General features: G+C 69.6%; 20 protein-coding genes. 10 read left to right on the top strand and 10 right to left on the bottom strand.

Translation table 11 applies throughout. The features are described from left to right. Window positions 1–10: 10 nt before the first annotated feature. The 8 genes from tssH (at window position 11) to tagF (ending at window position 13,885) form a co-directional block, all read left to right on the top strand. The gene (gene tssH, locus B0920_RS06235; protein WP_078031681.1) at window positions 11–2,674 is read left to right on the top strand and encodes a type VI secretion system ATPase TssH; all 2,664 of its coding nucleotides are present in this window, start codon (window positions 11–13) and stop codon (window positions 2,672–2,674) included. A 160-nt stretch (window positions 2,675–2,834) separates the two neighbouring features. Further along, entirely contained in the window at window positions 2,835–3,557 is a 723-nt protein-coding gene (locus B0920_RS06230; RefSeq protein ID WP_078031680.1) for a hypothetical protein, read from the top strand. A 3-nt stretch (window positions 3,558–3,560) separates the two neighbouring features. After that, window positions 3,561–5,534, top strand: coding sequence for a type VI secretion system Vgr family protein (locus B0920_RS06225; protein WP_078031679.1), 1,974 nt, complete (start codon window positions 3,561–3,563; stop codon window positions 5,532–5,534). 17 nt (window positions 5,535–5,551) lie between these two features. After that, window positions 5,552–6,958, top strand: a complete 1,407-nt coding sequence (tagH, locus tag B0920_RS06220) for a type VI secretion system-associated FHA domain protein TagH (protein WP_218669341.1) — start codon at window positions 5,552–5,554, stop codon at window positions 6,956–6,958. Window positions 6,959–6,987: 29 nt separating this feature from the next. Then, window positions 6,988–8,325: a type VI secretion system baseplate subunit TssK gene (gene tssK, locus B0920_RS06215; protein WP_078031678.1), complete on the top strand. Its 1,338-nt coding sequence runs from the start codon at window positions 6,988–6,990 to the stop codon at window positions 8,323–8,325. 13 nt (window positions 8,326–8,338) lie between these two features. Continuing rightward, window positions 8,339–9,724, top strand: coding sequence for a type IVB secretion system protein IcmH/DotU (gene icmH, locus B0920_RS06210; RefSeq protein ID WP_078031677.1), 1,386 nt, complete (start codon window positions 8,339–8,341; stop codon window positions 9,722–9,724). Between the two features lie 28 nt (window positions 9,725–9,752). Next, complete coding sequence (gene tssM / locus B0920_RS06205; RefSeq protein ID WP_078031676.1) at window positions 9,753–13,253, top strand: type VI secretion system membrane subunit TssM; 3,501 nt, start codon at window positions 9,753–9,755, stop codon at window positions 13,251–13,253. Beyond that, a complete protein-coding gene (gene tagF / locus B0920_RS06200; protein ID WP_078031675.1) occupies window positions 13,250–13,885 on the top strand; it encodes a type VI secretion system-associated protein TagF in 636 nt (211 codons plus the stop codon). The genes tssM and tagF overlap by 4 nt, the downstream gene beginning before the upstream one ends. 3 nt (window positions 13,886–13,888) lie before the next feature. Here the strand turns inward: tagF and B0920_RS06195 are convergent, their stop codons facing one another. From B0920_RS06195 to B0920_RS06180, 4 genes are all read right to left on the bottom strand, one after another. Continuing rightward, entirely contained in the window at window positions 13,889–15,367 is a 1,479-nt protein-coding gene (locus B0920_RS06195; RefSeq protein WP_078031673.1) for a serine/threonine-protein kinase, read from the bottom strand. Then, entirely contained in the window at window positions 15,360–16,241 is an 882-nt protein-coding gene (locus B0920_RS06190; RefSeq protein WP_078031672.1) for a DUF3365 domain-containing protein, read from the bottom strand. The genes B0920_RS06195 and B0920_RS06190 overlap by 8 nt, the downstream gene beginning before the upstream one ends. A 4-nt stretch (window positions 16,242–16,245) precedes the next feature. Continuing rightward, window positions 16,246–17,139, bottom strand: coding sequence for a hypothetical protein (locus tag B0920_RS06185; protein ID WP_078031671.1), 894 nt, complete (start codon window positions 17,137–17,139; stop codon window positions 16,246–16,248). A gap of 126 nt (window positions 17,140–17,265) precedes the next feature. Next, window positions 17,266–18,414, bottom strand: coding sequence for a low temperature requirement protein A (locus tag B0920_RS06180; protein WP_078031670.1), 1,149 nt, complete (start codon window positions 18,412–18,414; stop codon window positions 17,266–17,268). Window positions 18,415–18,753: 339 nt separating this feature from the next. Between B0920_RS06180 and B0920_RS06175 the strand changes: the two genes are divergently transcribed. Then, window positions 18,754–19,098: a DUF5335 domain-containing protein gene (locus B0920_RS06175; RefSeq protein WP_078031669.1), complete on the top strand. Its 345-nt coding sequence runs from the start codon at window positions 18,754–18,756 to the stop codon at window positions 19,096–19,098. Here the strand turns inward: B0920_RS06175 and B0920_RS06170 are convergent. Continuing rightward, entirely contained in the window at window positions 19,080–20,072 is a 993-nt protein-coding gene (locus tag B0920_RS06170) for an LLM class oxidoreductase (RefSeq protein WP_307188899.1), read from the bottom strand. The genes B0920_RS06175 and B0920_RS06170 overlap by 19 nt on opposite strands. 141 nt (window positions 20,073–20,213) lie before the next feature. Continuing rightward, complete coding sequence (locus tag B0920_RS06165; protein ID WP_078031666.1) at window positions 20,214–20,660, bottom strand: PRC-barrel domain-containing protein; 447 nt, start codon at window positions 20,658–20,660, stop codon at window positions 20,214–20,216. A gap of 247 nt (window positions 20,661–20,907) precedes the next feature. Between B0920_RS06165 and B0920_RS06160 the strand changes: the two genes are divergently transcribed. Continuing rightward, window positions 20,908–21,564: a BON domain-containing protein gene (locus tag B0920_RS06160; RefSeq protein WP_229455221.1), complete on the top strand. Its 657-nt coding sequence runs from the start codon at window positions 20,908–20,910 to the stop codon at window positions 21,562–21,564. A 462-nt stretch (window positions 21,565–22,026) separates the two neighbouring features. On the opposite strand, the gene B0920_RS06155 is transcribed toward B0920_RS06160, so the two are convergent. The 4 genes from B0920_RS06155 to B0920_RS06140 form a co-directional block, all read right to left on the bottom strand. Beyond that, entirely contained in the window at window positions 22,027–22,602 is a 576-nt protein-coding gene (locus B0920_RS06155; protein WP_078031664.1) for a thioredoxin domain-containing protein, read from the bottom strand. Continuing rightward, window positions 22,599–23,072, bottom strand: coding sequence for a redoxin domain-containing protein (locus B0920_RS06150; protein WP_078033309.1), 474 nt, complete (start codon window positions 23,070–23,072; stop codon window positions 22,599–22,601). The genes B0920_RS06155 and B0920_RS06150 overlap by 4 nt, the downstream gene beginning before the upstream one ends. 300 nt (window positions 23,073–23,372) lie before the next feature. Continuing rightward, window positions 23,373–24,239, bottom strand: coding sequence for a methyltransferase domain-containing protein (locus B0920_RS06145; RefSeq protein WP_179119103.1), 867 nt, complete (start codon window positions 24,237–24,239; stop codon window positions 23,373–23,375). A gap of 324 nt (window positions 24,240–24,563) precedes the next feature. Further along, window positions 24,564–25,346, bottom strand: coding sequence for a hypothetical protein (locus B0920_RS06140; RefSeq protein WP_229455220.1), 783 nt, complete (start codon window positions 25,344–25,346; stop codon window positions 24,564–24,566). Window positions 25,347–25,494 lie beyond the last annotated feature (148 nt).

Genomic DNA, 25,494 nt, shown 5'->3' with positions numbered 1-25,494 from the left:
AGGAGACATCATGGCTGACATCAGCCGCACCGCCCTGTTCGGGAAACTGAACGCCCTGTGCTACCGCGCGATCGAAAGCAGCACCGTGTTCTGCAAGCTGCGCGGCAACCCCTACGTCGAGCTGGCCCACTGGCTGCACCAGCTGCTCCAGGCCCAGGACTCGGACCTGCTGCGCATCGTGCGCGAGTACGACATCGATGCGGCCGCCCTGGCGCGCGACATCACCGCCGCCCTCGACCGCCTGCCGCGCGGCGCCGCCGCCATCACCGACCTCTCGCACCAGCTCGAGGAAGGGGTGGAGCGCGCCTGGGTCTATGCGACCCTGATGTTCGGCGAGTCCCAGGTCCGTTCCGGCCACCTGGTGGTGGCCCTGCTCAAGACGCCCGGCCTGCGCAACGCCCTGGTCGGCATCTCGGGCCAGTTCGCGCGCATCAGGCTCGAGGACCTGCTCGGCCGCTTCGGAGACCTGCTGGGCGGCTCGCCGGAAGCCGCCATGCAGGCCAGCGACGGCTTCCAGGCCACGCCGGGCGAGCCGGGTGAGGCCTCGCAGGCACTGGCCCCGGCCGCCCTGGGCAAGGGCGAGGCGCTGGCGCGCTTCACCACCGACCTGACCGCCCAGGCCAGGAAGGGCGAGCTCGACCCCATCGTCGGCCGCGACGAGGAGATCCGCCAGGTGATCGACATCCTGATGCGGCGGCGCCAGAACAATCCCATCCTGGTCGGCGAGGCCGGCGTCGGCAAGACCGCCGTGGTCGAGGGCCTGGCCCAGCGCATCGCGCGCGGCGACGTGCCGCCGGCCCTGGCGCCGGTGCGCCTGCTGACCCTCGACCTCGGCCTGCTGCAGGCCGGCGCCAGCATGAAGGGCGAGTTCGAGCAGCGCCTGCGTTCGGTCATCGACGAAGTCCAGGCCAGCGACAAGCCGGTGATCCTGTTCGTCGACGAGACCCACACCCTGGTGGGGGCCGGCGGCGCGGCCGGCACCGGCGACGCCGCCAACCTGCTCAAGCCGGCGCTGGCGCGCGGCAGCCTGCGCACCGTGGGCGCGACCACCTTCGCCGAGTACAAGAAGCACATCGAGAAGGATCCGGCCCTGAGCCGGCGCTTCCAGTCGGTCGAGGTGGCCCAGCCCGAAGAGGCGCGCGCGGTGCTGATGCTGCGCGGGATCGTCGCCAGCCTGGAACGCTACCACGGGGTCCAGATCCTGGACGAGGCGCTCGAGGCCGCGGTGCGCCTGTCGCACCGCTACATCGCCGAACGCCAGCTCCCCGACAAGGCGGTGAGCGTGCTCGATACCGCCAGCGCCCGGGTGGCGATCAGCCTGCACGCCACCCCGGCCGAGGTCGACGACTGCCGGCGCCGCATCGAGGCGCTGGAGACGGAACTGGCGATCATCGGGCGCGAGCATGCGGTCGGCATCGACCCGGGCGAGCGCGAACGGGTGGCCGTGCGCGAGCTGGCCCTGGCGCGCGCACAGGAGGAGGAACTGGCGCAACGCTGGAGTATTGAGAAGGAGCTGGTCGGCGCCATCCTGGCCCTGCGCGCCGAGCTGCGCGCACCGGAGGAAGAAGCGGGCAACGCATTCTGGCGCGCCGCGCGCCTGGAGGAGCTGCGCGCCCTGCAGGAAGAGCTGGCCGCGCGCCAGGGCGAGTCGCCGCTGATCCTGCCCACCGTCGACCGCCAGGCGGTGGCGGCCGTGGTCCAGGACTGGACCGGCATCCCGGTCGGCCGCATGATGAAGAACGAGATAGAAGGCGTGCTCGGCCTGGCCGACGCCCTGGGCCGGCGCATCGTCGGCCAGCGCCATGCGCTGGAAATCATCGCGCGCCGGGTCCAGACCGCGCGCGCCGGCCTGGACAACCCGGGCAAGCCGGTCGGCGTCTTCCTGCTGGCCGGCACCTCGGGGGTGGGCAAGACCGAGACCGCGCTGGCCCTGGCCGAGACCCTGTACGGCGGCGAGCAGAATCTCATCACCATCAACATGAGCGAGTACCAGGAGGCGCACACGGTCTCCTCGCTCAAGGGCGCCCCGCCGGGCTATGTCGGCTATGGGGAGGGCGGGGTGCTGACCGAGGCGGTGCGCCGCCGCCCCTATAGCGTGGTCCTGCTGGACGAGGTCGAGAAGGCCCATCCGGACGTGCACGAGCTGTTCTTCCAGGTCTTCGACAAGGGCTGGATGGAGGACGGGGAGGGGCGGGTCATCGACTTTCGCAACACCCTGATCCTGCTGACCACGAACGTCGGCACGGAGCTGATCACCCGGATGTGCGCCGACCGCGCGGCGCCGCCGGCGGCCGAGGCGATCGCGGGCGCGCTCAGGGCGCCGCTGATGGAAGTGTTCCCGCCAGCCCTGCTGGGCCGGCTGGTCACGGTGCCCTATTACCCGCTCAGCGACGAGATGCTGGGCGCGATCATCCGCCTGCAGCTGGACCGGATCGTCAAGCGCATCGCCGAGCGCCACCAGGTTCCCTTCGGCTACGACGAAGCGGTGGTGGCTCTGGTCGCCAGCCGCTGCACCGAGCACGAAAGCGGCGGCCGCATGATCGACGCCATCCTTACCAACACGGTGCTGCCGGCGATCAGCGGCGAAGTCCTGCGCCGCCTGCTCGACGCCAGGCCGCTGGCCGCGATCCGGCTGGGCGTGGCGGATGGCGAATTCACCTATGAATTCGACTGATCCGCGCACCGGGAGCGAAGCATGACCGTACACGGAAGCAGCGTCGCGGACCCCGTCGCCAACCGGCGCGCCCGATTGCGTCCAATCGCTGCCATCGCACGTAAGTGCTCTCGCCTAGGCCGGTGCACGCACCCGCCATCTGACTTATCGAAGGACACACATGCCCGCTTTATCGGAGTTCCTGCGCGACCCTCCCGCGTTCCTGCGCAATAACATCGTCACCTATGTCGGCGAACGCCCCGCGCAGGCCGGCGGGGGCGTCTTCGACTTCGTCCTGATCCCGGTGCGCGACGCCAGTGCGCGCACGCGTGGCGGCGTCTTCCTCGGCATGTCGATCCGTAAGGCGGACGCCGGGGTGTACGAGATCCGCTGGGCCGACGCCCAGTTGATCGGCGCCGACCGTCTCGCGCGTGGAGAACGCTTCCGCGCCATCTGGAGCGGCTACGTCCCGCGCGGCAAGTCACAGGCTGCGCTTCCTGCGGACGGCGACGTCGAGATCATGCTGACGCCGAAAATGGACGGTTGCAGCGCTGCCTATTCCGCCCAGGCCGACGGAACCGCGCGTTTCAGCCATTACAACCTGATGGACGCGAAGGGGACCAGAACCCTGCCCGCATCCCGCATGATCGCCGAGGCGCGCGCGGACTATGCCGGGGTCGGCAACCTCGGCGTCATGACCAAGGAACACTACAACGGCAAGTCCAATGCCGGGCTGGCGGCGCGCTTCGACCGCAAGGCCAAGCACGCCGATCCCTACGTCAATGTGTTCGGCTGGCGCCGCGGCGGCCTCTGGACCTTCTGGATTCAGTACACCGACTGGAAGGGCTCGGCCCAGCAGATCCTCGACGTCAAGCAGCTCACCCCGGGCGTGAAACTGGGATAAGCCATGAACACCACACAGAACCGGCGCGACCTCGCGGTGCGCAGCGCCCTCGGCCCCGACGTGCTCCTGCTGCGCCACATGCGCGGCAGCGAAGGCCTGTCCCGGCTGAGCGAATACCATCTCGACCTGTACAGCGAGCGCGCCGACCTGCAGCCGGACGCGCTGCTGGCGACCCCGCTCGCGATCAGCGTCAAGCTGCCGCGCGGGGGCGAGCGCTGGTTCCACGGCCTGGTCACGCGCTTCGTCATGACCGGCCGCCAGGGCCGCTACAGCAGCTACCAGGCGACGGTGCGGCCCTGGCTGTGGTTCCTGACCCGCTCCTCGGATTGCCGCATCTTCCAGGACAAGGCGGTGCCCGAAATCGTCAAGGCGGTGTTCGCGCCCTACGCGATCGCGGACGTCGACACCTCGGGCATCAGCCGCAGCTACAAGCCGCTGCCGTATTGCGTGCAATACCGCGAGACCGATTTCGACTTCGTCAGCCGCCTGCTGGAGCGCGCCGGGATCTACTATTTCTTCCGCTGCGAGGCCGGGCGCCACACCCTGGTGCTGGCCGACTCCTACGCGGCCCACAAGCCGGCGCCGGGCTACGCCGAGCTGCTCTACATGCCGGCGCTCGACCACGCCATGCGCGAGAGCGAGGTGGTGTACGAGTGGCACATGGGCGCCGAGGTGGAGCCGGGCGTCCAGACGCTCAGGGACTTCGACTTCGAGAAACCGTCCGCCGACCTGCTGGTCAAGGCGGCCGCAACCCGCGGCCATGCCGAGTCGCGCCATGAGCTGTACGACTACCCGGGCGGCTACACCGAGCGCGCCGACGGCGACGCTGCGGCGCGGGTGCGCCTGGACGCCGCCCACACCAGCTACGGCAGGGTGCGCGGCGAGACCCGCGCGCGCGGACTGTTTCCGGGGGCGCTGCTGCGGCTGCGCGAACATCCGCGCGCCGACCAGAACGGCGACTACCTTGTCATCGAGGCCGACTATGTGCTCAACGCCGACCCCTACCAGGCCACCAGCCCGGGCAAGCAGGTGGACCCCGCCCCAATCTTGAGCTGCGGCTTCAGCGTGATTCCCAAGCAGCGCGACTTCCGCGCCCCGCTCGCGACCCGCAAGCCGCTGGTCCACGGTCCGCAGACCGCGATCGTGGTCGGTAAGGCCGGCGAGGAGATCTGGACCGACAAGTATGGCCGCATCAAGGTCCAGTTCCACTGGGACCGGGAAGGGCGCGAGAACGAGACCAGCTCGTGCTGGGTGCGGGTGGCCCAGGGCTGGGCCGGCAAGCGCTGGGGCGCGCTGTTCGTGCCGCGCATCGGCCAGGAAGTGATCGTTAGCTTCCTGGAGGGCGACCCGGACCGGCCGCTGGTGACCGGCAGCGTCTACAACGCCGACCACATGCCGCCCTATGCGCTGCCGGGCCAGGCCACGCGCTCGACCATCAAGAGCAATTCCACCACCGGAGGCGGCGGCTACAACGAGCTGCGTTTCGAGGACAAGAAGGGAAGCGAGCAGTTCTACCTGCACGCCCAGCGCGACCTCGAGCACCGCGTGGGACGCGATTTCCTCGAATGGATGGGGCGCGACCGCCACACCGTGACGCGCGGCGACAGCTTCGAGAAGACGTCCGGCGACCGCCACCTCGACGTGGACGGCGCCCGCAACGAGCGCGCCGGCGGCCGGTTCTCGCTGGCGGCGGGCCCGGAGATGGTGCTCGCCAGCGCCGGCCGGGCCGGCCTGCAGGCCGCCACCTCGCTGCACATCAAGGGCGGCACCAACGTGGTGATCGAGGCCGGGGCCAGCATCACGCTCAAGGCCGGCGCCAGCTTCCTGACCGTCGGGCCGGCGCTCATCCTGGCATCCAGCATGCCGATTCCCATGCCTTCCGCCTCGACCGCGGCCAACGCCATGGTGCTGGCCTCGACGGTGCTGCCGCCGACGCCGCCGGCGCCGGCCCGCGAAGCGGACGACGGCAAACAGTAATCCGAGAGGACCAGAACATGAGCAACATGGAACGCCCGCCCGCCGCCACCGCCGTGCTGCTGCGCGTGCTGAGCTACCGCGCCGCGCCGCCGCCGGCGCCGCTGGAAGCGCGCTTCGACGCCGCCGGCGGCAGCATCGGGCGCGCGCCCGCCAACCTGCTGGCCCTGGAAGACCCGGGCAAGTACATCTCGCGCCTTCATGCGGCCGTAACCCTGGTCGACGGGCGCTTCCAGTTGAGCGACCAGGGCGCCAACCCGAGCCTGGTCAACGGCCAGCCTCTCGGAGCCGGCGCGACGCGCGCGCTGGCCGACGGCGACCGCCTGACGATCGGCGACTACCAGCTCGACGTGAAGCTGCTGCTGCCCCCGCCGCCGCCCGCGCCGGAGTCCCTCGAGACCATGATCGCGCCGCCGCCGCCGTCCCTGCCGCTGGCGCCGCCCTCGAGTCCCTTCCTGGCGCCGCCTGCGAGCCAGGCCGACGCCCTGGCCCTGGCCGGCATCCTGCGCGACGGCGGGGCGCCACCGGCCGACCCCTATGGACTGTTGCCGGAGGGGCTGGCGGCGCCGGCGCCGTTGGCCGCGCCGGGATCGCTGAGCGACCACCTGCCGCCCGAACGCCAGGCCATGCCCTTGGCGCCGGTCCACCTGGCGATTCCCGAGGACTACGATCCGCTCGCCAGCCTGCTGGCGCCGGTCCCGACCCCACCCCCAGTCCCAGTCCCGGTCCCGGTCCCGGCGCAGCCCGCGCCGGCCGCACCGCCGGTCGTCGCCGCGCCCGTGGCGCCGGAAGCGACTCCGTCCCCGCCTGCCGCCGCGCCGGCCGGCGCCGCCGACGCGGTGGTGCTGCGCGCGCTGCTGCAGGGACTGGGTCTGCCCGAACTGCGCAGCCAGCGTCCGCCCGAGGAACTGGCGCGCCTGGTGGGCGCCATGCTGCGCGCCGCCACCGGCGGCACCATGAGCGTGCTAATGGCGCGCGCCCTGACCAAGCGCGAGAGCCACATCGACATGACCATGATCGCGGCGCGCGCCAACAATCCGCTCAAGTTCTTCCCCGACCCGGAGGGCGCCCTGGCCCAGATGCTGGGCGCCGAGGCGCCCGGCTACCTGGGCGCGCTGGCCGCGATCGACGCCGCCTTCGAGGACCTCAAGGCCCATGAGCTGGCGGTGATCGCCGGAATGCGTGCCGCCCTGGCGGCGGTGGTGCAGCGCTTCGACCCGGCCCGCATCGAGCAGCGCCTGGCGGTCCCGGACCGGCTCGAGCGCATGCTGCCCGCGCGGCGCAAGGCGCGCATGTGGGACCGCCTGGTCGAGCTGTACGGCGACCTGGCGCGCGACGCCGACGAGGACCTGCAGCGCCTGTTCGGCGAAAAATTCTCGGTCGCCTACGAAGAGCAGGTCGCGCGCATGCGCGGCGAGCGCGCCTGAACCCCATCGTCCTTCTTTAGCGAGACACCATGTCGTGGAATAGCAAAGTCATCTGGTCCGAGGGCATGCTGCTGCAGCCGCAGCACATGCAGCAGCACGACCGCTTCCTGGAAACCCGCCTCGAGGCCCGCGTCGGCGCGCTGCGCCCCCATGCCTGGGGCCTGGCGCACATCGAGATCGACCGCGCCCAGCTGGCCCTGGGCAAGCTCGCCCTGCGCGCCATCAAAGGCGTCCTGCCCGACGGCACCCCGTTCGGCCTGGACGGCGACGAGGACCTGCCGCCCGCGCTCGAGATCCCGCTCGACGCCCGCGACGCGGTGGTGGCCCTGGCCCTGCCGCTGCGCCGCCATGGCCAGCCCGAGGTCGACGACCGCCCGGGGCCGGACAACTTCGCGCGCCACCGCAGCGACGAGATCGAGGCCTGGGACAGCAATGGGCTGGACGTGAGCGCCGTGGTCGGCATCGGCAAGCTGCGCCTGCGCCTGGCCCTGCAGCAGCAGGTGGCGGACGGCCACGCGACCCTCGGCGTGGCGCGGGTGGTCGAGCGGCGCGCCGACGGCCAGGTGGTGCTCGACCCGGACTACCTGCCGCCATGCCTGGCCCTGGACGCCGCGCCGACCCTGGCGGCCTTTCTCGACGAGCTGCACGGCCTGCTGCGCCAGCGCGCCGACGCGCTCGCGAATCGCCTGGCCCAGCCGCAGGCCAGCGGGGCGTCCGAGATCGCCGACTTCCTGCTGCTGCAGGCGCTCAACCGCAGCGAGCCGCTGGTGAGCCACCTGGCGGCGACCAGGAGCCTGCATCCGGAAGACCTCTACCGCACGCTGTGCGGTCTGGCGGGCGAGCTGGCGACCTTCACCCGTCCCGACAAGCGCGCGCCGCGCTACCCGGTGTACCGCCACGACGCCCTGGACGCCAGCTTCGCGCCCCTGATGCTCGACCTGCGCCGCTCCCTGTCGGTGGTAATGGACCCGAGCGTGGTGCCGATCGCGCTGGAAGAGCGCCAGTTCGGCATCCGGGTCGCCGTCATGCCCGACCCGGCGCTGCTGCGCTCCGCCAGCTTCGTGCTCGCGGTGCACGCCCAGATGCCGCCGGAGGCCCTGCGCAACGGCTTTCCGCCCCAGGTCAAGATCGGTTCGGTCGAGACCATCCGCGACCTGGTCAACCTGCAGTTGCCGGGCGTGGTCCTGCGCCCGCTCCCGGTCGCGCCGCGCCAGTTGCCTTTCCTGGCCGGATACAGCTATTTCGAGCTCGACCGCGGCAGCGACTACTGGGCGCAGCTGCTGAATTCGGCCGGCCTGGCGATGCACGTGGCGGGGAGCTTCCCCGGCCTGCAGATGCAGTTCTGGGCGATCCGCAACCATCAATGAAGATGCCGTCACCATGAACCCCAACGATACCTACGACGCCGGGCAGGACCCGGACCGCACGGTGCTGATCCCGACGCCGGGCGGGCGCCGCCACGCCGCCCCGGCGGCCGCCGAGCCGCCCGCGCGCCAGGCAGACATCCCGCCGTCGGCCCCGCCTTCGCTGGAGACCCTGCAGTTGCGCGCCGCCCAGGCCGCGGCTGCGCGGGCCGCGCTGCCGGCCGCCACGGTGGGCAGCGGACTGAATCCGCTGGTGCGCGCCGCCAACCCGCTGCTCGACCTGGCGCTGCCGCTGCGCACCCTGAGCGCCGCGCCCGATCTCGCGGCCCTGCGCGACAAGCTGAGCGAAGGCGTGCGACGCTTCGAGGCCGAGGCGCGCGCGGCCCAGATCGACACCGAGAGCATCGCCGCGGCCCGCTATGCCCTGTGCACCCTGATCGACGAGACCATCTCCAGCACCCCCTGGGGCGGCGGCGTGTGGAACCGGCGCAGCCTGCTGGTGGCCTTCCACAACGAGGCCTGGGGCGGCGAGAAGTTCTTCCTGATCCTGCAGCGCCTGAGCGCCGACCCGCGCCGCAACCTCGACCTGCTGGAGCTGATGTACCTTTGCCTCGCGCTCGGCCTGGAGGGGCGCTACCGCGTGATGGAACGCGGCCACGAGCAACTGGCGCTGCTGCGCGAGCGCCTGCTGGCCATGATCTCCCAGCAGCGCGGCCCCCGCGAGCAGGACCTGTCCCCGCACTGGCGCGGCGAGCAGCAGGCCCAGGCGCGGCCGCTGGTGTGGCCGTCCTGGGTGATGGGCATCTGCGCGGGCGTGGTGCTGCTCCTGCTGCAGATGACCTATAGCTGGCTGCTCAACCGCCAGTCGGACCAGGTGTATGCCGGACTGGGCGCGGTACGCGCCGCGCCGCCCGCGCGCACGCCGCCGCCGGCGCCGCCGGCGCCGTCGACTCCCGGGCCGGCGCGCCTGGGCGGCTTCCTGGCCGCCGAGGTCGCGGCCGGCCTGGTGACGGTCACCGAGACCGCCGAGCGCTCGGTGGTGACGCTGCGCGGCGACGGCGGCTTCGCTTCCGGCAGCGACGAGGTCGAGGCGCGCCTGCTGCCCACCCTGCGCCGCATCGGCGACGCCTTGCGCACGGCGCAGGGCAGGGTGGTGGTGGTCGGCCACACCGACGACACCCGCCCCAGGTTGTCGGCGCGCCTGCCCTCCAACTTCGACCTGTCCAAGGCGCGCGCCCGCAACGTGGCGGCCCTGCTGGCCGAGCGCGCCGGCCCGCCCGAGCGCTACACCAGCGAGGGACGCGGCGAGACCGAGCCACTGGCCCCCAATGACGGTCCGGCCAACCGCGCCCGCAACCGGCGGGTCGACATCATCCTCCTGACTCCTCCCCAGCCGCGCTGACCGGCGCGGCGATTCGCACCCTGCACCCATGAAACAAGGTTTTCTGCATTGGCTGAGCAAGCCCTGGATACTCACCCTGGCCGGCCTCGCGCTGTTGTCGCTCCTGATCTGGTTCGAGGCGCCGCTGCTCGATCTGGGCGGCCGGGCCCCGTTCGCCTCCGCCTGGTCGCGCTGGCTGCTGATCGGCATCCTGTTCGCACTCGCCGGCGCCGTGTTCGGCCTGCGCCTGTGGTTGGCGCGCCGCCGCAACGCCGGCCTGATGGCCGAGGTGGCCGCCAGCCCGGCCGAGGCGATGGCGGCGGACGAGCTGGCGGCGCTGGGCGAGCGCATGCGCGCCGCCATGGACGTGCTGCGCAAGGCCAATCCCGGCTGGCGCATGCGCGGTCAATACCTCTACCAGCTGCCCTGGTACCTCTTCGTCGGGGCGCCCGGCAGCGGGAAGACCACGGCCCTGACCCGCTCCGGCCTCGAGTTCCCGCTAGCCCAGTCCCTGGGGCCGGAAGCCATCGGCGGGGTCGGCGGCACCCGCCACTGCGACTGGTGGTTCACCGACGAAGCGGTCCTGCTCGATACCGCCGGGCGCTACACCACCCAGGACAGCGAGGCCCAGGCCGAGCGCGGGGCCTGGACCGGCTTTCTCGCCTTGCTCAAGAAGCACCGCCCGCGCCGGCCGGTCAACGGCCTCATCGTCGCGATCAGCGTGGCCGACCTACTGCGCGACGGCGAGGCGGCGCGCGAGGCGCAGGCGCGCGCGGTGCGCTCCCGCATCCACGAGCTGCAGGAGCAGCTGGGCATGGTCTTCCCGGTCTATGTGATGGTGACCAAGAGCGACCTGCTGGCCGGCTTCGCGGAGTTCTTCGAGCACTTCGGGCGCGAAGAGCGCTCGCAGGTGTGGGGCATGACCTTCCCGCTGGACCCCCAGGCCCAGGCTAGCGTGGGCGGCTTCGTCCGCGAATTCCGCCTGCTCGAAGGCCAGTTGCAAGCCCGCGTGCTGGAGCGCATGCAGCAGGAGCGCGACCCGCAGCGGCGCGCCCTGATCTACGGCTTTCCCCAGCAGTTCGCGGCGCTCGAGGGCACGCTCGGCGCCTTCCTGCAGACCGTGTTCTCGGTCAACCGCTTCGAGCAGGCGGCTTTGCTGCGCGGCGTCTACTTCACCAGCGGCACCCAGGAGGGCAGTCCGATCGACCGCGTCCTGTCCTCGGTCGCCGCCTCCTTCGGCCTGGGCCGGCGCGCGCTCGCGCCCGCGCCCGGAGGGGGGCGCAGCTATTTCCTGACCCGGCTCCTGCGCGAGGTGGTGTTCCGCGAGGCCGGCCTGGCCGGCTTGAATCCGCGCGCCGAACGGCGCCGCGTGCTGGCGCAGCGCGCGCTGCTGGCCGGCGGCGCGCTGCTGGCCGTGGCGCTGGGCGCGGCCCTGAGCGTGAGCTACCTGCGCAATGCCGCGCTGGTGGACCGGGCCAGGTCCGCCAGCGCGGCCCTGGCGCGCCAGGCCGCGGCCGCCCCCGGTCAGGGTGACGAGCTGGCGACGCTTCCCTTGCTCGACGCCGCCCGCGCCCTGCCGGCGGGCTATGCGGAGCGCGGCCGGGATGTGCCCTGGCTCAACCGCATGAGCCTGCACCAGGGCGAGAAGCTCGGCGACGGCGCGATCGCGACCTATCGCCGCCTGCTGCGCAGCACCCTCATGCCGCGCGTGGTCGCGCGCATGGAGGAGGCGCTGCGGCGCGGCGACGCCAACAGCCAGGACCTGCTGTACGAGACCCTGCGCGTCTACCTGATGCTGGGCCAGCGCCAGTACCTCGACCCGGCTTCGGTGCAGGCCTGGGTGGAGCTGGACTGGAAACGCAGCCTGGGAGCGGCCGGCGAGGCGGAGCGTTCGCGGCTGCTCGGCCACCTGGAAGCCATGCTGGAGCCGGGCGACGGGGCCGCCGAGGCGGTGCAGCTGGACGCGGCGCTGGTGGCGCAGGCGCGCCAGGCCCTGTCCGGGATGTCGCTCTCGGAGCGCATCTACAGCCGCGTCAAGCGCCAGCTGGCCCAGGAGCGGCTGCCGGAATTCAGCGTCAGCGCGGCCACCGGGCGCGACGCCTCCGGCCTGCTGGCGCGCGCCAGCGGCGCGCCCCTGGCGCGCGGCGTCGACGGCGTCTACACCCTGGCCGGCTACCGCCGCTTCGCCCAGTTGAGCTGGAAGGCGGCGCTCGACATCGCGCGCGACAACTGGGTGCTGGGCAAGGACGAGGGACCGGGCGGCGCGCTGGCGGCGGAGCCGGCCCGCGCCGCCGTGCTTCAGTTGTACTACGCCGACTACATCCGCGCCTGGGACGCCTTCCTGGGCGACCTGCGCCCGGCGCGCGCCCCCAGCCTTGACAGCGCCGCGCGCCTGGCCAACGGTCTCGCCGGCCTCGACTCGCCGCTGCGCGCGGTGCTGCTGGGCGCCGCGCGCGAGACCAGGCTGGCCGCGGTCAAGCCCGACGGCCTGCTGCCCGGCAGCGCCAAGGGCGCCCTGGCCAAGCTGGGCGCCGCCCGGCGCGAACTCGAGGCCGCGGTCGGGCCGGCCCCGGACCCGCTGGCCCTGGCGGCCGACGCCGATCCGGTCGACCGCCACTTCGCGCCCCTGCACCGGCTGGTCGCCGGGCCGGCGCCGACGCCGCTCGACGGCATGCTGGCCCTGCTGCGCGACGCCGCCCTGTATTTCGACGCGGCCGATGGCGCGCGCCGCAGCGGCGCCCCGGCGCCGGCCACCGACGCGCTGCTGCGGGTCAAGCGCGGGGCCGAAGGTCAGGTGGCCCCGCTGGCGGCGGTGCTGGTCGGTGTGCACGACGCCGGCGCCGGCCTGGCCCAGGGCGGCGAGCGCGAGCGCCTGAACGCCTTGTGGAACGCCGGTCCGGCGCAGTTCTGCCGCGACGCGATCGCGGGCCGCTACCCGCTGGCGCGCGACAGCGCGCGCGACGCCACCGCCGACGATTTCGGCAAGTTCTTCGCGCCCGGGGGCCTGATGGACGACTTCTTCAGCAGGCACCTGGCGGCCTCGGTCGACATGAGCGGCGCGCGCTGGCGCTGGCGCGCCGCGAGCGGCGCGGCCGGGTTCTCGCAGGCCGCCCTGGACGGCTTCCAGCGCGGCGCGCGCCTGCGCGACATGTTCTTCCCGGGCGGCGCACGCCAGCCTTCGCTGCGCTTCGCGCTGCGGCCGCTCGCCCTCGACCCCGGGCTGAGCGCGGTGACCCTGGAAATCGACGGCCAGGAGGTGGGCGCGCGCGCCGGCCAGGCCGGCCGCAGCGTCGCCCTCCAGCTCCCCAGCGGCAAGGGCAATGGCGAGGTGCGCCTGACGGCGCCGGGAGCGCCGGAGCAACGCAGCGATGGTCCCTGGGCCTGGCTGCGCGCGCTCGACCGCGCCAGCCTCGAGCCGCTGCAGGCCGAGCGCTACCGCCTGGCCTTCGCGCTCGATGGCCGCAAGGCCAGCTTCGAGCTCACCGCCGGCAGCGTGATCAACCCCTTCCGGCGCGACGCCACCGCCTTCGCCTGCCCGGCGGCCCTATGAGGGGGCGCACTCCCGCGCCCGGCTTCTACGGCAAGCTCGCCAGCCAGGGTGACTTCGTGTCCTGCCGCCTGGGGCCGGACTTCATCCGGCCCTGGGACGCCTGGCTGCAGGCCGGCATGCTGGAAAGCCGGGCGCGCCTCGGGCCGGACTGGCTGGCGCGCTACCTGAACGGCCCGGTATGGCGCTTCGCGCTGGGGCCGGGGGTCTGCGGGCGGGCGGCGGTGGCGGGCGTTCTCTTGCCGAGCGTGGACCGGGTGGGCCGGCATTTTCCCCTGACCCTCGCGGTCGAGCTGGCGTCGCTGGACGGCGCGGCGCTGCTGGCCCTGGCTGCCACGGGCGGCGGCTGGTTCGAGCAACTGGCCGCGCCGGCGCTGCGCGCGATGTGCGGGGCGATGTCGGTAGCGGCGCTGGAAGCCGAACTCGCGGTGCTCGGCGCGCCCGCCATCGCCCCCGCCGGCGCGGCGGCGCAACCGGCATCGCTGGCCCTGGCGCGCGCGCTGTGCCCCGACGGGCTGGTCGACTGCTCGCTGTTCTGGACCGACGAGGGCGGCCTGGAGGCGCCCGGCCTGATGCTCAAGTGCGGCATGCCGGCGCCGGGCAGCTTCAGCGCGCTGCTGGCCGCCCCTGCCTGAGCGCTAGGCGGCGCCGGGAAGCTGGCGGCCGCGTGCCAGGAAGCGTTCGCGGGCCTGCGGCGCCTCGATCTGCCGCGCCGCCGCCTCCAGCAGGGCCAGCGGGCCGCTGCTGCCGGCCTGCGCGAGCGCGCGCTTGACGACGATGGTGGCGATCGGTCCGATCTCGGCGGCCAGCAGGGCGCTGACGGCGGCCACGAAGCCGGGGCCCGGCGGCGCGTCGTCCCGGGTTGCGGGCGCCTGCGCGGGCGGCGCTTCCTGGAGCAGCGCCGCCGCAGCGCGGCCGATGGTGCTGCGCATGTCGGATGGCGGAAACAGCCGCTCCTCGAGCGCCGCAAGCTCGGCCTCGAAGCCGGCGCGGGCGGCGGGCGAAGGGATGTGGGAGAGCAGCTGTTCGCGCAGCGCCGCGAAGTCCGGCGCGGCGGCCGCGATGCGGCGCAACAGCAGCCGCGCCACCGGCCCGATCTGGGCGGTCAGCAGCACTTCCAGCTCCGGCAAGGCGGCCCGCTTCCAGGCCGTCAGGTCGGCCGTCGCTCCGTGGGCCGAGCTGTCGGGCGGGAGCGCCGGCCAGGTCCCCGCGCCTGCGGGAAGCAGCAGGGTCGCGTCCTCATCGTCGATGCGCCGGCCTGGCGCGCAGCGTTGCGCGGCGCCCGCCTGGTCCAGGCTTGCCGCCTCGAGGGCGGCGCGGAAGGCGGCGGCGTCCGGGAAGCGTTCGTCCTGGCTCTTGGCCAGGGCGCGCAGCACCACCGCGTCCAGCGCGGACGGCAAGGCCGGGTTCAGGGAGGAAGGCGGGGGCGGGGTGTGCGACAGGATCTGCTGCATGACGGTCGCAGTGGTGCCGGTGAAAGGCCGCTCGCCGGTCAGCAGCTGGTAGAGCAGGACGCCGGCCGAGAACAGGTCGCTGCGGCCGTCGATGCGCTCGCCGCGGAACTGCTCGGGCGCCATGTAGCTCGGGGTGCCGAGCATCGCCCCGGTCTGGGTCAGCGTCGAGGACTCGATGCGGGCGATGCCGAAATCGCCGACCTTGATGCGGCCCTCGCGGGTGACCAGCAGGTTGGCCGGCTTGATGTCGCGGTGCACCACGCCATGCGCATGCGAATAGGCGAGCGCCGCCAGCAGGTCGCCCATCCAGGCCAGGACCTGGGGCAGGGAGGCCGGGCCGGCGGCGGGCAGCGCCGACAGCGGGCGGCCGTCCACGAACTCCATGGCGATGAAGGCCAGTTCCTCCGATTCGCCGTACTCGTAGACCGCGACGATGTTGGGGTGCATGAGCCGCCCCGCCGCCTGGGCCTCCTTGCGGAAGCGCTGCAGCAGCTCGCGGGTCTGCTCCGGGTCGCCATGCTGGCGCAATACGGTCTTGAGCGCCAGGGTGCGCTCGATCAGCGGATCGTAGGCGCGGTAGACGACGCCCATGGCGCCCCGGCCGAGGACGGATTCGAGGCGATACTTGCCGATCGCGCGCGGGTGTTCGGCCAGCTCACTCATCGAGCATCTTCATGGCGCTGTTCAGGCTGGTGCGCATGCGGTCGAAGGACTTGGCCAGGCCGGCCAGCTCGTCGCCGCCACGGGTGTCGATGGCTGCGCTCCCCGAGCGGCCCAGGCTGATTTCGTCGGCCACGCGCGACAGGCGGCCGATACGGCGGGTGACGAACAGGTGGACCATGAGGTTCAGGGTCAGGAACAGGAAGGCGAACACCCCGAGCAGCGACCACAGGTAGTTCACCAGCAGGCTGCGCGCGCGTTCCAAAGGCACCGTCATCGGCACCGACACGACGTGGGCGCCGACCGTTTCGCCCAGCTTCCAGCCGAATCCGTTGCTGCTGCCGTAGATGTCGGTCATGGTGCGGGGCGCGTCCTCCGGCCGGCCGTGGCAGGCCAGGCAGGCGTTGTTGCTGATCCGGATCGGGCGCGCCAGGTAGAGGGCGGGACCGGCCTCGGTGCCGCGCTCGCCCACCAGTTCGGCCGTGCCGGGGGCCGCGCGCAACTGCTCGACCAGGGGGCGTTCCCAGGCGGCCGCGCGGTTGCGCGGATTGGTCGGGTTGAGCGTGGCCTGCTTGTAGCTGTAGTTCGGATAGGCCTTGAGCAGCTGGTTCAGGTGCTCGATGGCCGCGAAGGTCGGCACTGCCTCGGGCAGGAACTCGAATTTCAGGCGGTTCTCCAGCAGCGGCGTGACGTGCGCGCCCGCGTACTTGCCGGCGGCGTCGGACGATTGCATCAGCAGGCGCGCGTGTTGCAGGGTTTCCTCGCGCGCGCTGTCGACCAGCATGGCGTTGACGACCATGGCGGCGGCGCAGAAGCCGAACACGGACACGGCGAGAAAGACCAGGTTGAACTTGGCGGCCAGGGAAAAGCGTTTCATGGGATCAGAACAGGTAGTTGAGCGGCGTGTTCGCCCGGTTGCGGGCGGCGGTGTGGCGGCGCAGCGCGTCGCGCCATTCCGGGGCGTCGGCCAGCGTGGATTCCGCCTCCTTGCGGAAGGCCGGATCGGCCAGGCGCGGCGCGAACTGCGCGACCAGGCGCTTGCGCAACGCCGGGCCGGCCTCGTGCCAGGCGGCCAGGTCGGCCGCGTTGACCTCGCGCAGCGGCGTGGGCGCCACCGCAGGGGCGCGGCTGGACACCGCGACCAGCGGGTCGAGGAAGACCCTCGGCATGCTTGAAATGAACAGACGCGGCGCACGCGGCGTTAGGGCGAGCGGGCGCACGGCGTCGCGCTGCGCGTATTGTTCGCGGCCGACGGCGAGCGGCTGGCCATCGGCCCGGTCGGTCTCGCTGAGCGCCACGGTCCCGGTTTCGACGAAAAGCTCGGTCTTGTCCGGGGCGAGGTGGAGGATGCCGCTGGCGCCCGCCGCCTGCAGCGACACGGCGCCGGCCTCGAGGGAAAGCCGGCCGCCGGCGGGCGCATTGGTCGCGAACTTGCTCCAGCCGCGCAGCACGCTGAGCGCGGGAAGGCCGCCGGCATCCTTGACCAGCAGGCTGGCGCCCGGCCCCAGGGCGAACCGGGCGCCGTTCGCCCATTCGATCTGGACGCTCCGCGCGCCGGCCTCGACGATGTCGCCGGCCTGCAGGCGTACCCCGGCCGGGGCCTGGAACACCGTGGTCTTGCGCAGCAGGCGTGCGGGCGCTTCGGCATGCGAGATGACGGCGTTCTGGGCGAACGCGGGCAGGACGGCGAGCAGCAGGACGGTCGCGGCCAGGGCGCCGCGCGCGCCACCAAGGGCGATGCGCTTGGGGCAGCGTAACTGGTTCGGCAGGTTCATGGGCCAGGTGTGGATGGTGTCAGGGTCTAAGCCATCTACGCGCGGCGCGCGACACTGGATGCGGGTATCGGCGAAAAATTCTTCTGCGGGGGCTTGCGCCCGCTAGCCAGGGCTGGCGCAGGCGGGTCAGTGAGGCTTGCTGCCGCCCGCATGCACTGGCCGTGCAGGCTTGACGTTCAGGTAACGGAGGCTGAGCAGTGCGTAACAGATCATCGCGACGGTGAGGCCGAGCAGGATCGCGCCTGTCCCCCGGAGTAACAGGGCAAGTCCAGTCAAGACGAAGACGACCGTGGTGTTGATCACCAGTTGGGTCCGCAGCTCGGGGCGTTCCATGAAATAGCCGTACTGCTTGCCGAGGAAGAAGCAGACCGAGCCAACCGCCGCCAGCACCCGGAAATCGGATTCCACCATGTCGTCGAGGATCGCGTGCCGGATCAGGCTGGCCAGGATCGACAGGCCGATGAAGACCAGCAAGTGCGAGTACAGGACCGAGTGGCCGGTGCTGAGCTTCTGCTCGGTCAGCAGGTGAAAACTGTCGAAATAGACCCACCAGATGGACGAGATCATCACGAAACCGATTGCGGCGGTCGCCAGTCTCTCCGGCGTCCAGCTGATGTTGGCCAGTCCGGCCGACAGGCTGAAGACGGACTCGCCGAGGATGATGATGGTGAGCAGGCCCACACGTTCGATCAGGTGTTCGGTGTGCACCGGAATGGTTTCCAGACGGCGCGACAGGAAGAAGATGAAGGCCAGCAGATTGAACAGTATGCCGAGGTAGAACACGACGTATCGCTGTGGCGGCGGGAACAGGATCGATGCCAGGCTGAGCGTGGCTCCGATGGTGATCACCCAGCCGACTGCCCTGGCGAGATGCTCGCCTTCCTTGTGCCGGCGTTTTGAGACGAAATACATGAGGGCAACGATGTACTGGGCGCCGGCGTAGCAGATGACGATGGCGTCATAGCTGGCCAGGAAGCGCTGACCGATCAGGCCCGAGACGGCGACCAACAGGAACATGATGACCAGGGTTGCAATCCGGTGCTTGCGGTCATCCGCGTCGAAGTGGTTGGCATACATCGTGTGGCTGGCCCAGATCCACCACAAGGGCACGAAAATCAGGACGAACTTCCAGAACTGGAGCGGATCGAGGTGCCCCTCGTGGGTGTGGTGCAGGAGATGCGTGACGTCACCGATCGTCACCACGAAGATCAGGTCGAAGAACAGCTCGAGCCAGGTGGCATGCCGGTTGGCCTCGAAATATTTTGTGTTGTACATGAGCTCTGGACATTGACCTGCGTGGGCCTGCTCCAGCTGCCTCCACCCCAAGATCGGTGGAGACTAGGGGATAGTAGCAGAATGCGGATAACGCGCCTTGCACGATTGGGTGCTGGCCGGGCTGCCTCAACATCGCTTGGGCCTGCCCGCGCAGGGATGGACGAATGCACATGCGCCCCCGTTTTGGGCACGGCGAATTTAGGGCGCGCCACGCGGTCTAACCGGGGATGCGTGCCTGCGTCCGGCAGCCGGCGATCTGCCCGGCCCGGCGTGCGTGCACGGCGCGCCGGTCGATCACGGCCGGCGCTTTGTCGACAACGAGATGCGGAGGTGGACCCGATGGCTACAATCAAACTCGACAAAGAGGTTTGGCATACCTACTTTGACCATATGACGAAATTATTGACGGGCAAGCAAACCGAAATCGAGGCCGCGTCGCTGAAGTTCGGCGTCCAGCCCGAAGCCAAGTGGTTGCAGCTGCTGGGCATCACCTACGACCACAAGAACGATCTGCTGGAGGTGCTGCTGGACGGGCTCGACCACCTGATCATGCACCCGCGCGAGATCTACGTGGACCAGGATGCGGCAGGGCTGACGAGCATGGAAGTGATCGACGGCGACGACGTGCGTCAGATCATCCGGCTGCGCGATCCGATGATGCTGCCTTATTCTCCGTCCCCCTGACGGGCCGCCAGCTGCGGCAGGATTTCTCTGCCGATCTCTTCCAGCACGTCGCCGGCATTACGCGCGCCGTACTTGAGGTTCAGGATGACGTGGTTGACGCCGATCGAGCGCAGCGCCTCGAGAAAGCGCAGGATGAAGTTCCGGCCGCCGCGAAAGCCCAGGTGGATGGGCGCCGGGGCCGCGTCGGGGTCTTCGCTCAGGTCAACGTAGAAGGATTGCACGAAGGGTTTGAAAACGCCTGGCGCTGCGGCCTCCACTGCGGCGCGCCAGTGCGCCGCGACCTCGGCCTGACGCTGGAGGGCCCGCGGGTAGGTGATCCACCCGTCCGTTTCCTTGGCGATCCATTCCAGTGGCTGCCCGCTGTGACCGGTCACGAGCATCGGCACGGGGCTTATCGGCTTGGGCACGAGATCTGCGTTCCCGCTCAGCGTGCCATAAGGCGATTGTAGTTGCGGGAACTCTTCGGACAGGGTGGCGCGGACGACGCGCAGGTTCTCGCGGAACAGGGCGTAGCGCTGATCGAAGTCGACGCCAAATGCCGGAAACTCGACCGGACGGTCACCGGAGGCAACGCCGAGGACCAGGCGGTTGCCCGAGAGTCTGTCCACCGAGGCCACGCCCTTCGCGGTATGCAAGGGATGGCGCAGGGTAAGGACCAGGGCGCCGGTCGCCAGCGCGATTTCCCTGGTCTGCGCTGCTATCCAACCCAGGTAGACCCAGGGATCGTAGACCTGGCCCAGGTCGCCGAAGCTGGGATCGCGCAGCGGCACGTCGCGGCACCACAGGGCGGCGAATCCGAGCTCTTCCGCGCGCCGTGCCAGGCGCTCCTGGCCGAGCATGGTCGGCTGGTCCCCGGGGAAAGCCTCGATCGGGAAGAATACGCCAAGGGTCAGCCGGCCCGGCGCGAACATGCGCTGAAAACCCTTGCTGTCGCTCGGCCTGGCCGACCGGTTCACCGTCAGCATGTCTGGCATGATCTCACCCCGCGAATCGGGCCCAGGACATCGCCGCTACGCGACCGCCGCCGGCCTGCCCGAAGCGTGGCATGCGGGCGACTGCCGTGCCGGCAATCGCGCACTGGGACGCTGCGGGCTGGCGCCGAGGGACGCTGCGGCTTACCTCTTTTGATACACGAAGGGCGGCATGGCCTTGAGCGCATCCTTCGTCGCCCCGGGCAAGGTCAGCTGCTTTTGATTGAGCTTGATCTGCTCGATCGGGATAGCAACGTCCCGTTTGCCGATTCCGAGGAAGCCGCCGACGCCGATAATGGCGAACGAGGCGGCGGGCGTGCTGCCGTCCTTGCTTGGAGAGATGATCAGGTCGTCGATTTTGCCGATCTTGTCGTTCTTGTCGTTGACGACCGTTTTGCCGAGCAGGTCGCGCTCGACGCTCCACCCGACGACAACGGCTTCCAGCTCGATCACGGTAACGCCCAGCGGCGCTCTGCCGGCAACCGGAGCAGCTGGCGCTTGTGCTGCGGATTGCGCCGGCGCCTGCGCCGATGCGACGCCCATGCACAGGGGAACTAGCGATATCGTCAAGACTGCCATCATGCGTTTCATGATCCCTCCTGGTTGGTTAGCCATCACGTAAATATAGGAGGGCGGGGGGCGCGCACGGTTCGCAGTCACTGCCACTTTGATCTATGTCAAGCCCACGGCCTATGCGGCCAACTCCGGCTTGCGGGCTCGCCGCGAGCACCTATGCTGAATCCTTCATGCGCAGCGGGGGCGTCAGGCCGGCCGGCGCAGGGACGGTGGCGAGTGCGGTAGCGACTCGTCATATTCTAAAACGGAGCGAGTGGGAGGCATGATGAAGACGGACGACGAAATCAAGCGGGATGTCGAGGCCGAGTTGCGATGGGACCCCGACATCGATGCAAGCAATATTGCGGTGAACGTCAAGAGCGGCGTGGTGACCCTGACAGGGTTCATTCCAAGCTACCTGCAGAAGTTCGAGGCCGAGAAGGACGTGAAGCGGGTGCAAGGGGTGGTCGGTGTCGCCAACGATCTCGAGGTGCGCCTGCCGAGCGTCGACCAGCGTCCCGATCCGGACATCGCACGCGACGCTGTCGAGGCGCTGAAGACGCAGCTGCCATACTCCTACCAGAACTTCAAGGTGGTGGTCAGGGACGGATGGATCACCCTGGAGGGCGAGGCCGAGTGGAACTACCAGAAGGAGAAGGCCGATATGGCGGTGAGGGGCGTCAAAGGATGCAAGGGAGTGATCAACTCGATCAAGATCACCCCCAAGGTCGCCGCTCAAGAGGTCAAGCGCAAGATCGAGGAAGCCTTCCTGCGCAGTGCCGAGCTCGATGCGAAGAGGATCGAGGTCGAGGCCAGCGACGGCGAGGTGGTACTCAAGGGTACCGTGCACTCATGGTTCGAGCGCGAACAGGCCGAGCGCGCAGCATGGCAGGCGCCGGGTGTGAGGAAGGTGGAAGATCGTATCGTTATCCAGCCCTGAGGCGGCTGTGACCATCAGGACGGCTGTGATCCTCGGCCCTGGACGGCGCTGAGCCTCAGCTGTAATCGACCTACAGCAGAAATCCGACCGACATAGAGGGACAGGGTGCAGTTGCTGGATCCCACGCTCTCCGGTCAATCATTTCCATCGGATTCCCTGGCCGCGGGCGTAACAGCCTCGCGGCCAATCCGCGTCGAGGGTGGCAAGTCAAGGGAATTGCGCATTGCGCTTCAGTCGTTCGTGCCCGGGGACCGCCATGGACCGGGGTCCAATCGATGCGCTTCGCGGCTTGCACCTGCGCTTGCCGGGCCGGGTGCGGGCCGCCGGCACGCCACTCCATTGCAGGGACAGCGCTCCGGCCATCCATCGTGGTGATGCATGCGCTGCTGTGGCGCTGCTATGGCGCTGCGCGGCGGCGAGGGCGCCGCGCTGGATACCCTTAAACGCTGGTCACCCTTGAAGTTAGTGCGCCCGCGGCCTGGGTTCGTGATGCCCCTTGGCCGCGTGTTTGGCATGCGCATGCGCGGCAAAGCGCAACGCTTCGATGAGTGATTCGTCGTCGAAGCTGCCTTCGTACAGTTCGCCGTTGATGAAGAAGGTCGGCGTTCCCGCTGCACCGCTGCGCACGGCGCTCATGAAGTCCTCTCTCACCTTGGGCAGGAAGCGGTGGGACTGCACGTCGTCCACGAAGCGCTGCATGTCGAGCCCAAGGCGCTGCGCCAGCCGCGTCAGCAGCGCCGGCCCAAGCATGTCCTGGTGCTCGTAGATCGCGTCGTGCATGGGCCAGAACTTCCCTTGCGCCCCAGCCGCCTCGGCCGCCTCGGCCGCCGGTTGCGCCATGGGGTGGATCTGGGCCAGCGGCATGTGCCGGAACACGAAACGCATGTCGTTACCCATGGTCGCCAGCACATTCTTCAGGTAAAAGTGCGCCGCCCTGCAGTATGGGCATTGAAAATCGCCATACTCGACCAGGGTCACCGGCGCATCCGCTGGTCCTAAGCTGTGGTCGGTGTCATCGACCGGCTTTGCTAAACTCATTTTTTGCTCCCATCCATTTGTTCGAGCGCTTTCAGAATACCGTCGGCGCCCGGATTGATGCCGATTGGCGAAACATACGACCAGCGAATCACGCCTTCCTCATCGATGACGAACAGGGCGCGTTCGCTCTCTCCTTCCTTGTCCCGATAGACCTTGTACTCGCGCGCGACCTCGCCCTTTGGCTCGAAGTCGGACAGCAACGCAAGCTTGTATCCCCGCTGCTCGCGAAATGCGGCATGGCACCAGGCGCCATCCACCGACACGCCGATGCAGATGGCATTGTGATTCGTGAACTCTTCGCGCAACTCGTTGTAGAGCGCCAGTTGATCTCCGCAGATCGGGCTCCAGTCGGCGGGATAGAACGCGAGGATGACGCGCTGACCGCGAAAATCCGAGAGTTTCACGCGTTGGTCCGGAGTGGCGTTCAGCTCGAACTCCGGGGCCTGTGTGCCTGCCTTCAATGTTTCCATACTTAGCTCCCCCATTCTTATAAAAAGTCCATCCAACATACGACGGGCTGGGTCGGACAAAGTTCCCGGTTTACTTTGGAAAGGCGAAAGGGAAGGGTGTATGGAGGGACTGCCAGGGCTGCGGACCTCGCTGCATCCGAAGCTGCGGGGAGCTCCGGAAGTCGAATTGCGTGAGGGCGTGGTGGTCACCGAATGGCTGGGTCGGCGGCCATGACACGGGCCAACCGAGCCGCGCGCTTTAAACCGGCATGGACGGGACTTTAATCAGGCGCGGACGATTCTAGAGCAGCTTCCAGCGGTTCAGGCAAGCCTGCCGATCACGAAGCTCGAGATCGGACCGATGTCGACTTCGATGTTCCCGTAGCCGCGTGAGCGCAGCAGTGTGGTGAGCTCGGCAGGATCCCTCAGTTCGCCGCCGCCGCGCAAGGTGCGCAGGGAGGACATTAGCGCCGCGAAGGGCTCATCCGGCACCGTATAGATCGGCGCGACCAGCCAGCTCCCGCTGCGTGAGGCTGCGACGATGCGGTCGACGGCCTGATTGAGCACGGAACGCTTGAGGAACATCGTGGGAAGCCAGGCCAGCGTGTAGCGCGGACCAGCTTCCAGTTCGGTCACGTCACGCTTGCGCAACTGAATCCGCGCCGCGTGCCCGCTGGCGGCCACGCTGTCGGCGGCAAGCCGTAAGGCAGGTTCCCAGATGTCGATGGCGTCGATTCGAAGCCGGGGACAGCTTTGCGCGGCCGCCAGAGCGATCCCGCCGACGCCAGTGCCGACGTCGAGAAACAAGCCGTCCAGTGCCTTGCGAAGAGACGGGCGCGACTCGGCCAGTGCCAGTATGCGGCCGAATGCCTGGCCAGACGCACGCCCCATGGCCAGGAGCAGATCCTGGTCCTCGACCTGCCATCCGGCGCTGCGGGCGGGATGCTTGAACAATTCGGCGCTTTCGGTCAGGGCCATATCGATCTTCGTTAGCAAAGGAGTGAGCTCGGCATCCGCGATAGCGATGTCCGCGCTACCCAGGACGAGGCGCAAGCCTGCGTCGATCTCCTGGCGGATCGCGGGATCGCCGGCGTCGGCGTTCCTGAGCTTGAGCGCAGCTCCGATGAGGGCGAGCATGCGTGCGGCTTGGCTCAGTTCGTTGATGCGGCGGATGATGGACTCTGACACTGGAGGGCTCCTTGGCTGGGTTTGCGGGCCGCGCGATAAATGGATGACCGTGGACCCAACAGAAATACGCATCGGTCAGGTGGATGGATGCGTGAATCGCATTGGAATGGGGATGAGAGCGCTGCTCGCCTGTGTAAGAGTAAAGTACGCATAATCTATATTATGTTAAATGCGATATCTGGACGGATGTCTGGCGATCCAGGTGACGGGTACCGAGCTACCCCCATGGACGACAGCCCAAAACCGGCTGGGACCATACGGAGGCTGTTGGGCGAACCAATCCACGGCCACTGCCCTTCGTCAAAAAGGTCTTCCCACAAGGCCTCAGTCGGGCAGCCACAAGACCGCGGACGCATCGTCCGCCCGCTTCACGGTCAGTGCGCCACCCGCCACGCTGCCCGACTCGAAGGCGCGCAGTTCTTCCAGCACCGCGTTCAGGCCTGCTTCCGCGCAGCGTTCGACCAGGCTGGCGTCGGTGTGCAGTCCGTAGGGATCGACCAGGCGATAAAAGCCGTCCGTCATCACCAGAAGCGCCGCGCCAGGGTCCAGCCTGAGCTCGAGCGTGCGCGCCGCGAACGGGCCTGCGGGCTTCAGGCAGAGAATCGAAGGCGAAGCCGCGGCGTTTTGCTGGACGCGACGCTCGCGCAGCATCGGCAGCAGGCGCGCCTTTCGCTGAGCCGCGTCCGTCAGGCCTTGGGCCACCAGGCGGGCGATTTCGGCCTGCAACACCGCCTCTTGGGGATTGACGAAAGGATCGAGATCGATCGTCCGGCCTTCGGCCGTCCTCAACAGCGTCTTGCAGTCGCCCAGGCTGTACAGCTGGAGCCGCTGGCCGCCCTCGACGCGGCGGATGCGGGCCCAGGTCATGGCGGCGATCGGCCATGCGTATGCTGGCACCTCCTGTCCTTGCGTCCTGGCGACGAAATCCCGGTGGAGTCGGTGCGCCGCCGCGACGGCCGCGTCGCCCTGTGTCGTCGCGGCGTCGAGGGTCGAAACCAGTGCCGCGGCGAACTCCTGTGCAAACCAGGCGACGTCGCCGCGGACCTCATCGACGTAGTGCCTCTCGGCGACCGAGCTGCCGCCGTCAATCACGATCAGATCGGTCAATCCGTCGCCGGCACACACGGCGACGCAATCCTCGTTCTCGTGAGCTCCTGCTCCTGCGCTAAGGCTTTGCACACCCATCAAACAAATCCTGTCAAACATGCAAGACAGGTACTTTAACCAGCCCCAGCCATCAACACAACACCAAACC

The sequence above is a fragment of the Massilia sp. KIM genome, assembly GCF_002007115.1.
Lineage (GTDB): Bacteria > Pseudomonadota > Gammaproteobacteria > Burkholderiales > Burkholderiaceae_D > Telluria.
The sequence above is the reverse complement of the archived record's forward strand: the minus strand, read 5'-3'. Positions and strand labels throughout refer to the sequence as shown.

What these genes read in the sequence shown, in the direction of transcription:
- tssH (WP_078031681.1), top strand. Translation starts at nt 11, where the DNA reads ATGGCTGACATCAGCCGCACCGCCCTGTTCGGGAAACTGAACGCCCTG.
- B0920_RS06230 (WP_078031680.1), top strand. Translation starts at nt 2,835, where the DNA reads ATGCCCGCTTTATCGGAGTTCCTGCGCGACCCTCCCGCGTTCCTGCGC.
- B0920_RS06225 (WP_078031679.1), top strand. Translation starts at nt 3,561, where the DNA reads ATGAACACCACACAGAACCGGCGCGACCTCGCGGTGCGCAGCGCCCTC.
- tagH (WP_218669341.1), top strand. Translation starts at nt 5,552, where the DNA reads ATGAGCAACATGGAACGCCCGCCCGCCGCCACCGCCGTGCTGCTGCGC.
- tssK (WP_078031678.1), top strand. Translation starts at nt 6,988, where the DNA reads ATGTCGTGGAATAGCAAAGTCATCTGGTCCGAGGGCATGCTGCTGCAG.
- icmH (WP_078031677.1), top strand. Translation starts at nt 8,339, where the DNA reads ATGAACCCCAACGATACCTACGACGCCGGGCAGGACCCGGACCGCACG.
- tssM (WP_078031676.1), top strand. Translation starts at nt 9,753, where the DNA reads ATGAAACAAGGTTTTCTGCATTGGCTGAGCAAGCCCTGGATACTCACC.
- tagF (WP_078031675.1), top strand. Translation starts at nt 13,250, where the DNA reads ATGAGGGGGCGCACTCCCGCGCCCGGCTTCTACGGCAAGCTCGCCAGC.
- B0920_RS06195 (WP_078031673.1), bottom strand. Translation starts at nt 15,367, where the DNA reads ATGAGTGAGCTGGCCGAACACCCGCGCGCGATCGGCAAGTATCGCCTC.
- B0920_RS06190 (WP_078031672.1), bottom strand. Translation starts at nt 16,241, where the DNA reads ATGAAACGCTTTTCCCTGGCCGCCAAGTTCAACCTGGTCTTTCTCGCC.
- B0920_RS06185 (WP_078031671.1), bottom strand. Translation starts at nt 17,139, where the DNA reads ATGAACCTGCCGAACCAGTTACGCTGCCCCAAGCGCATCGCCCTTGGT.
- B0920_RS06180 (WP_078031670.1), bottom strand. Translation starts at nt 18,414, where the DNA reads ATGTACAACACAAAATATTTCGAGGCCAACCGGCATGCCACCTGGCTC.
- B0920_RS06175 (WP_078031669.1), top strand. Translation starts at nt 18,754, where the DNA reads ATGGCTACAATCAAACTCGACAAAGAGGTTTGGCATACCTACTTTGAC.
- B0920_RS06170 (WP_307188899.1), bottom strand. Translation starts at nt 20,072, where the DNA reads ATGCCAGACATGCTGACGGTGAACCGGTCGGCCAGGCCGAGCGACAGC.
- B0920_RS06165 (WP_078031666.1), bottom strand. Translation starts at nt 20,660, where the DNA reads ATGAAACGCATGATGGCAGTCTTGACGATATCGCTAGTTCCCCTGTGC.
- B0920_RS06160 (WP_229455221.1), top strand. Translation starts at nt 20,908, where the DNA reads ATGATGAAGACGGACGACGAAATCAAGCGGGATGTCGAGGCCGAGTTG.
- B0920_RS06155 (WP_078031664.1), bottom strand. Translation starts at nt 22,602, where the DNA reads ATGAGTTTAGCAAAGCCGGTCGATGACACCGACCACAGCTTAGGACCA.
- B0920_RS06150 (WP_078033309.1), bottom strand. Translation starts at nt 23,072, where the DNA reads ATGGAAACATTGAAGGCAGGCACACAGGCCCCGGAGTTCGAGCTGAAC.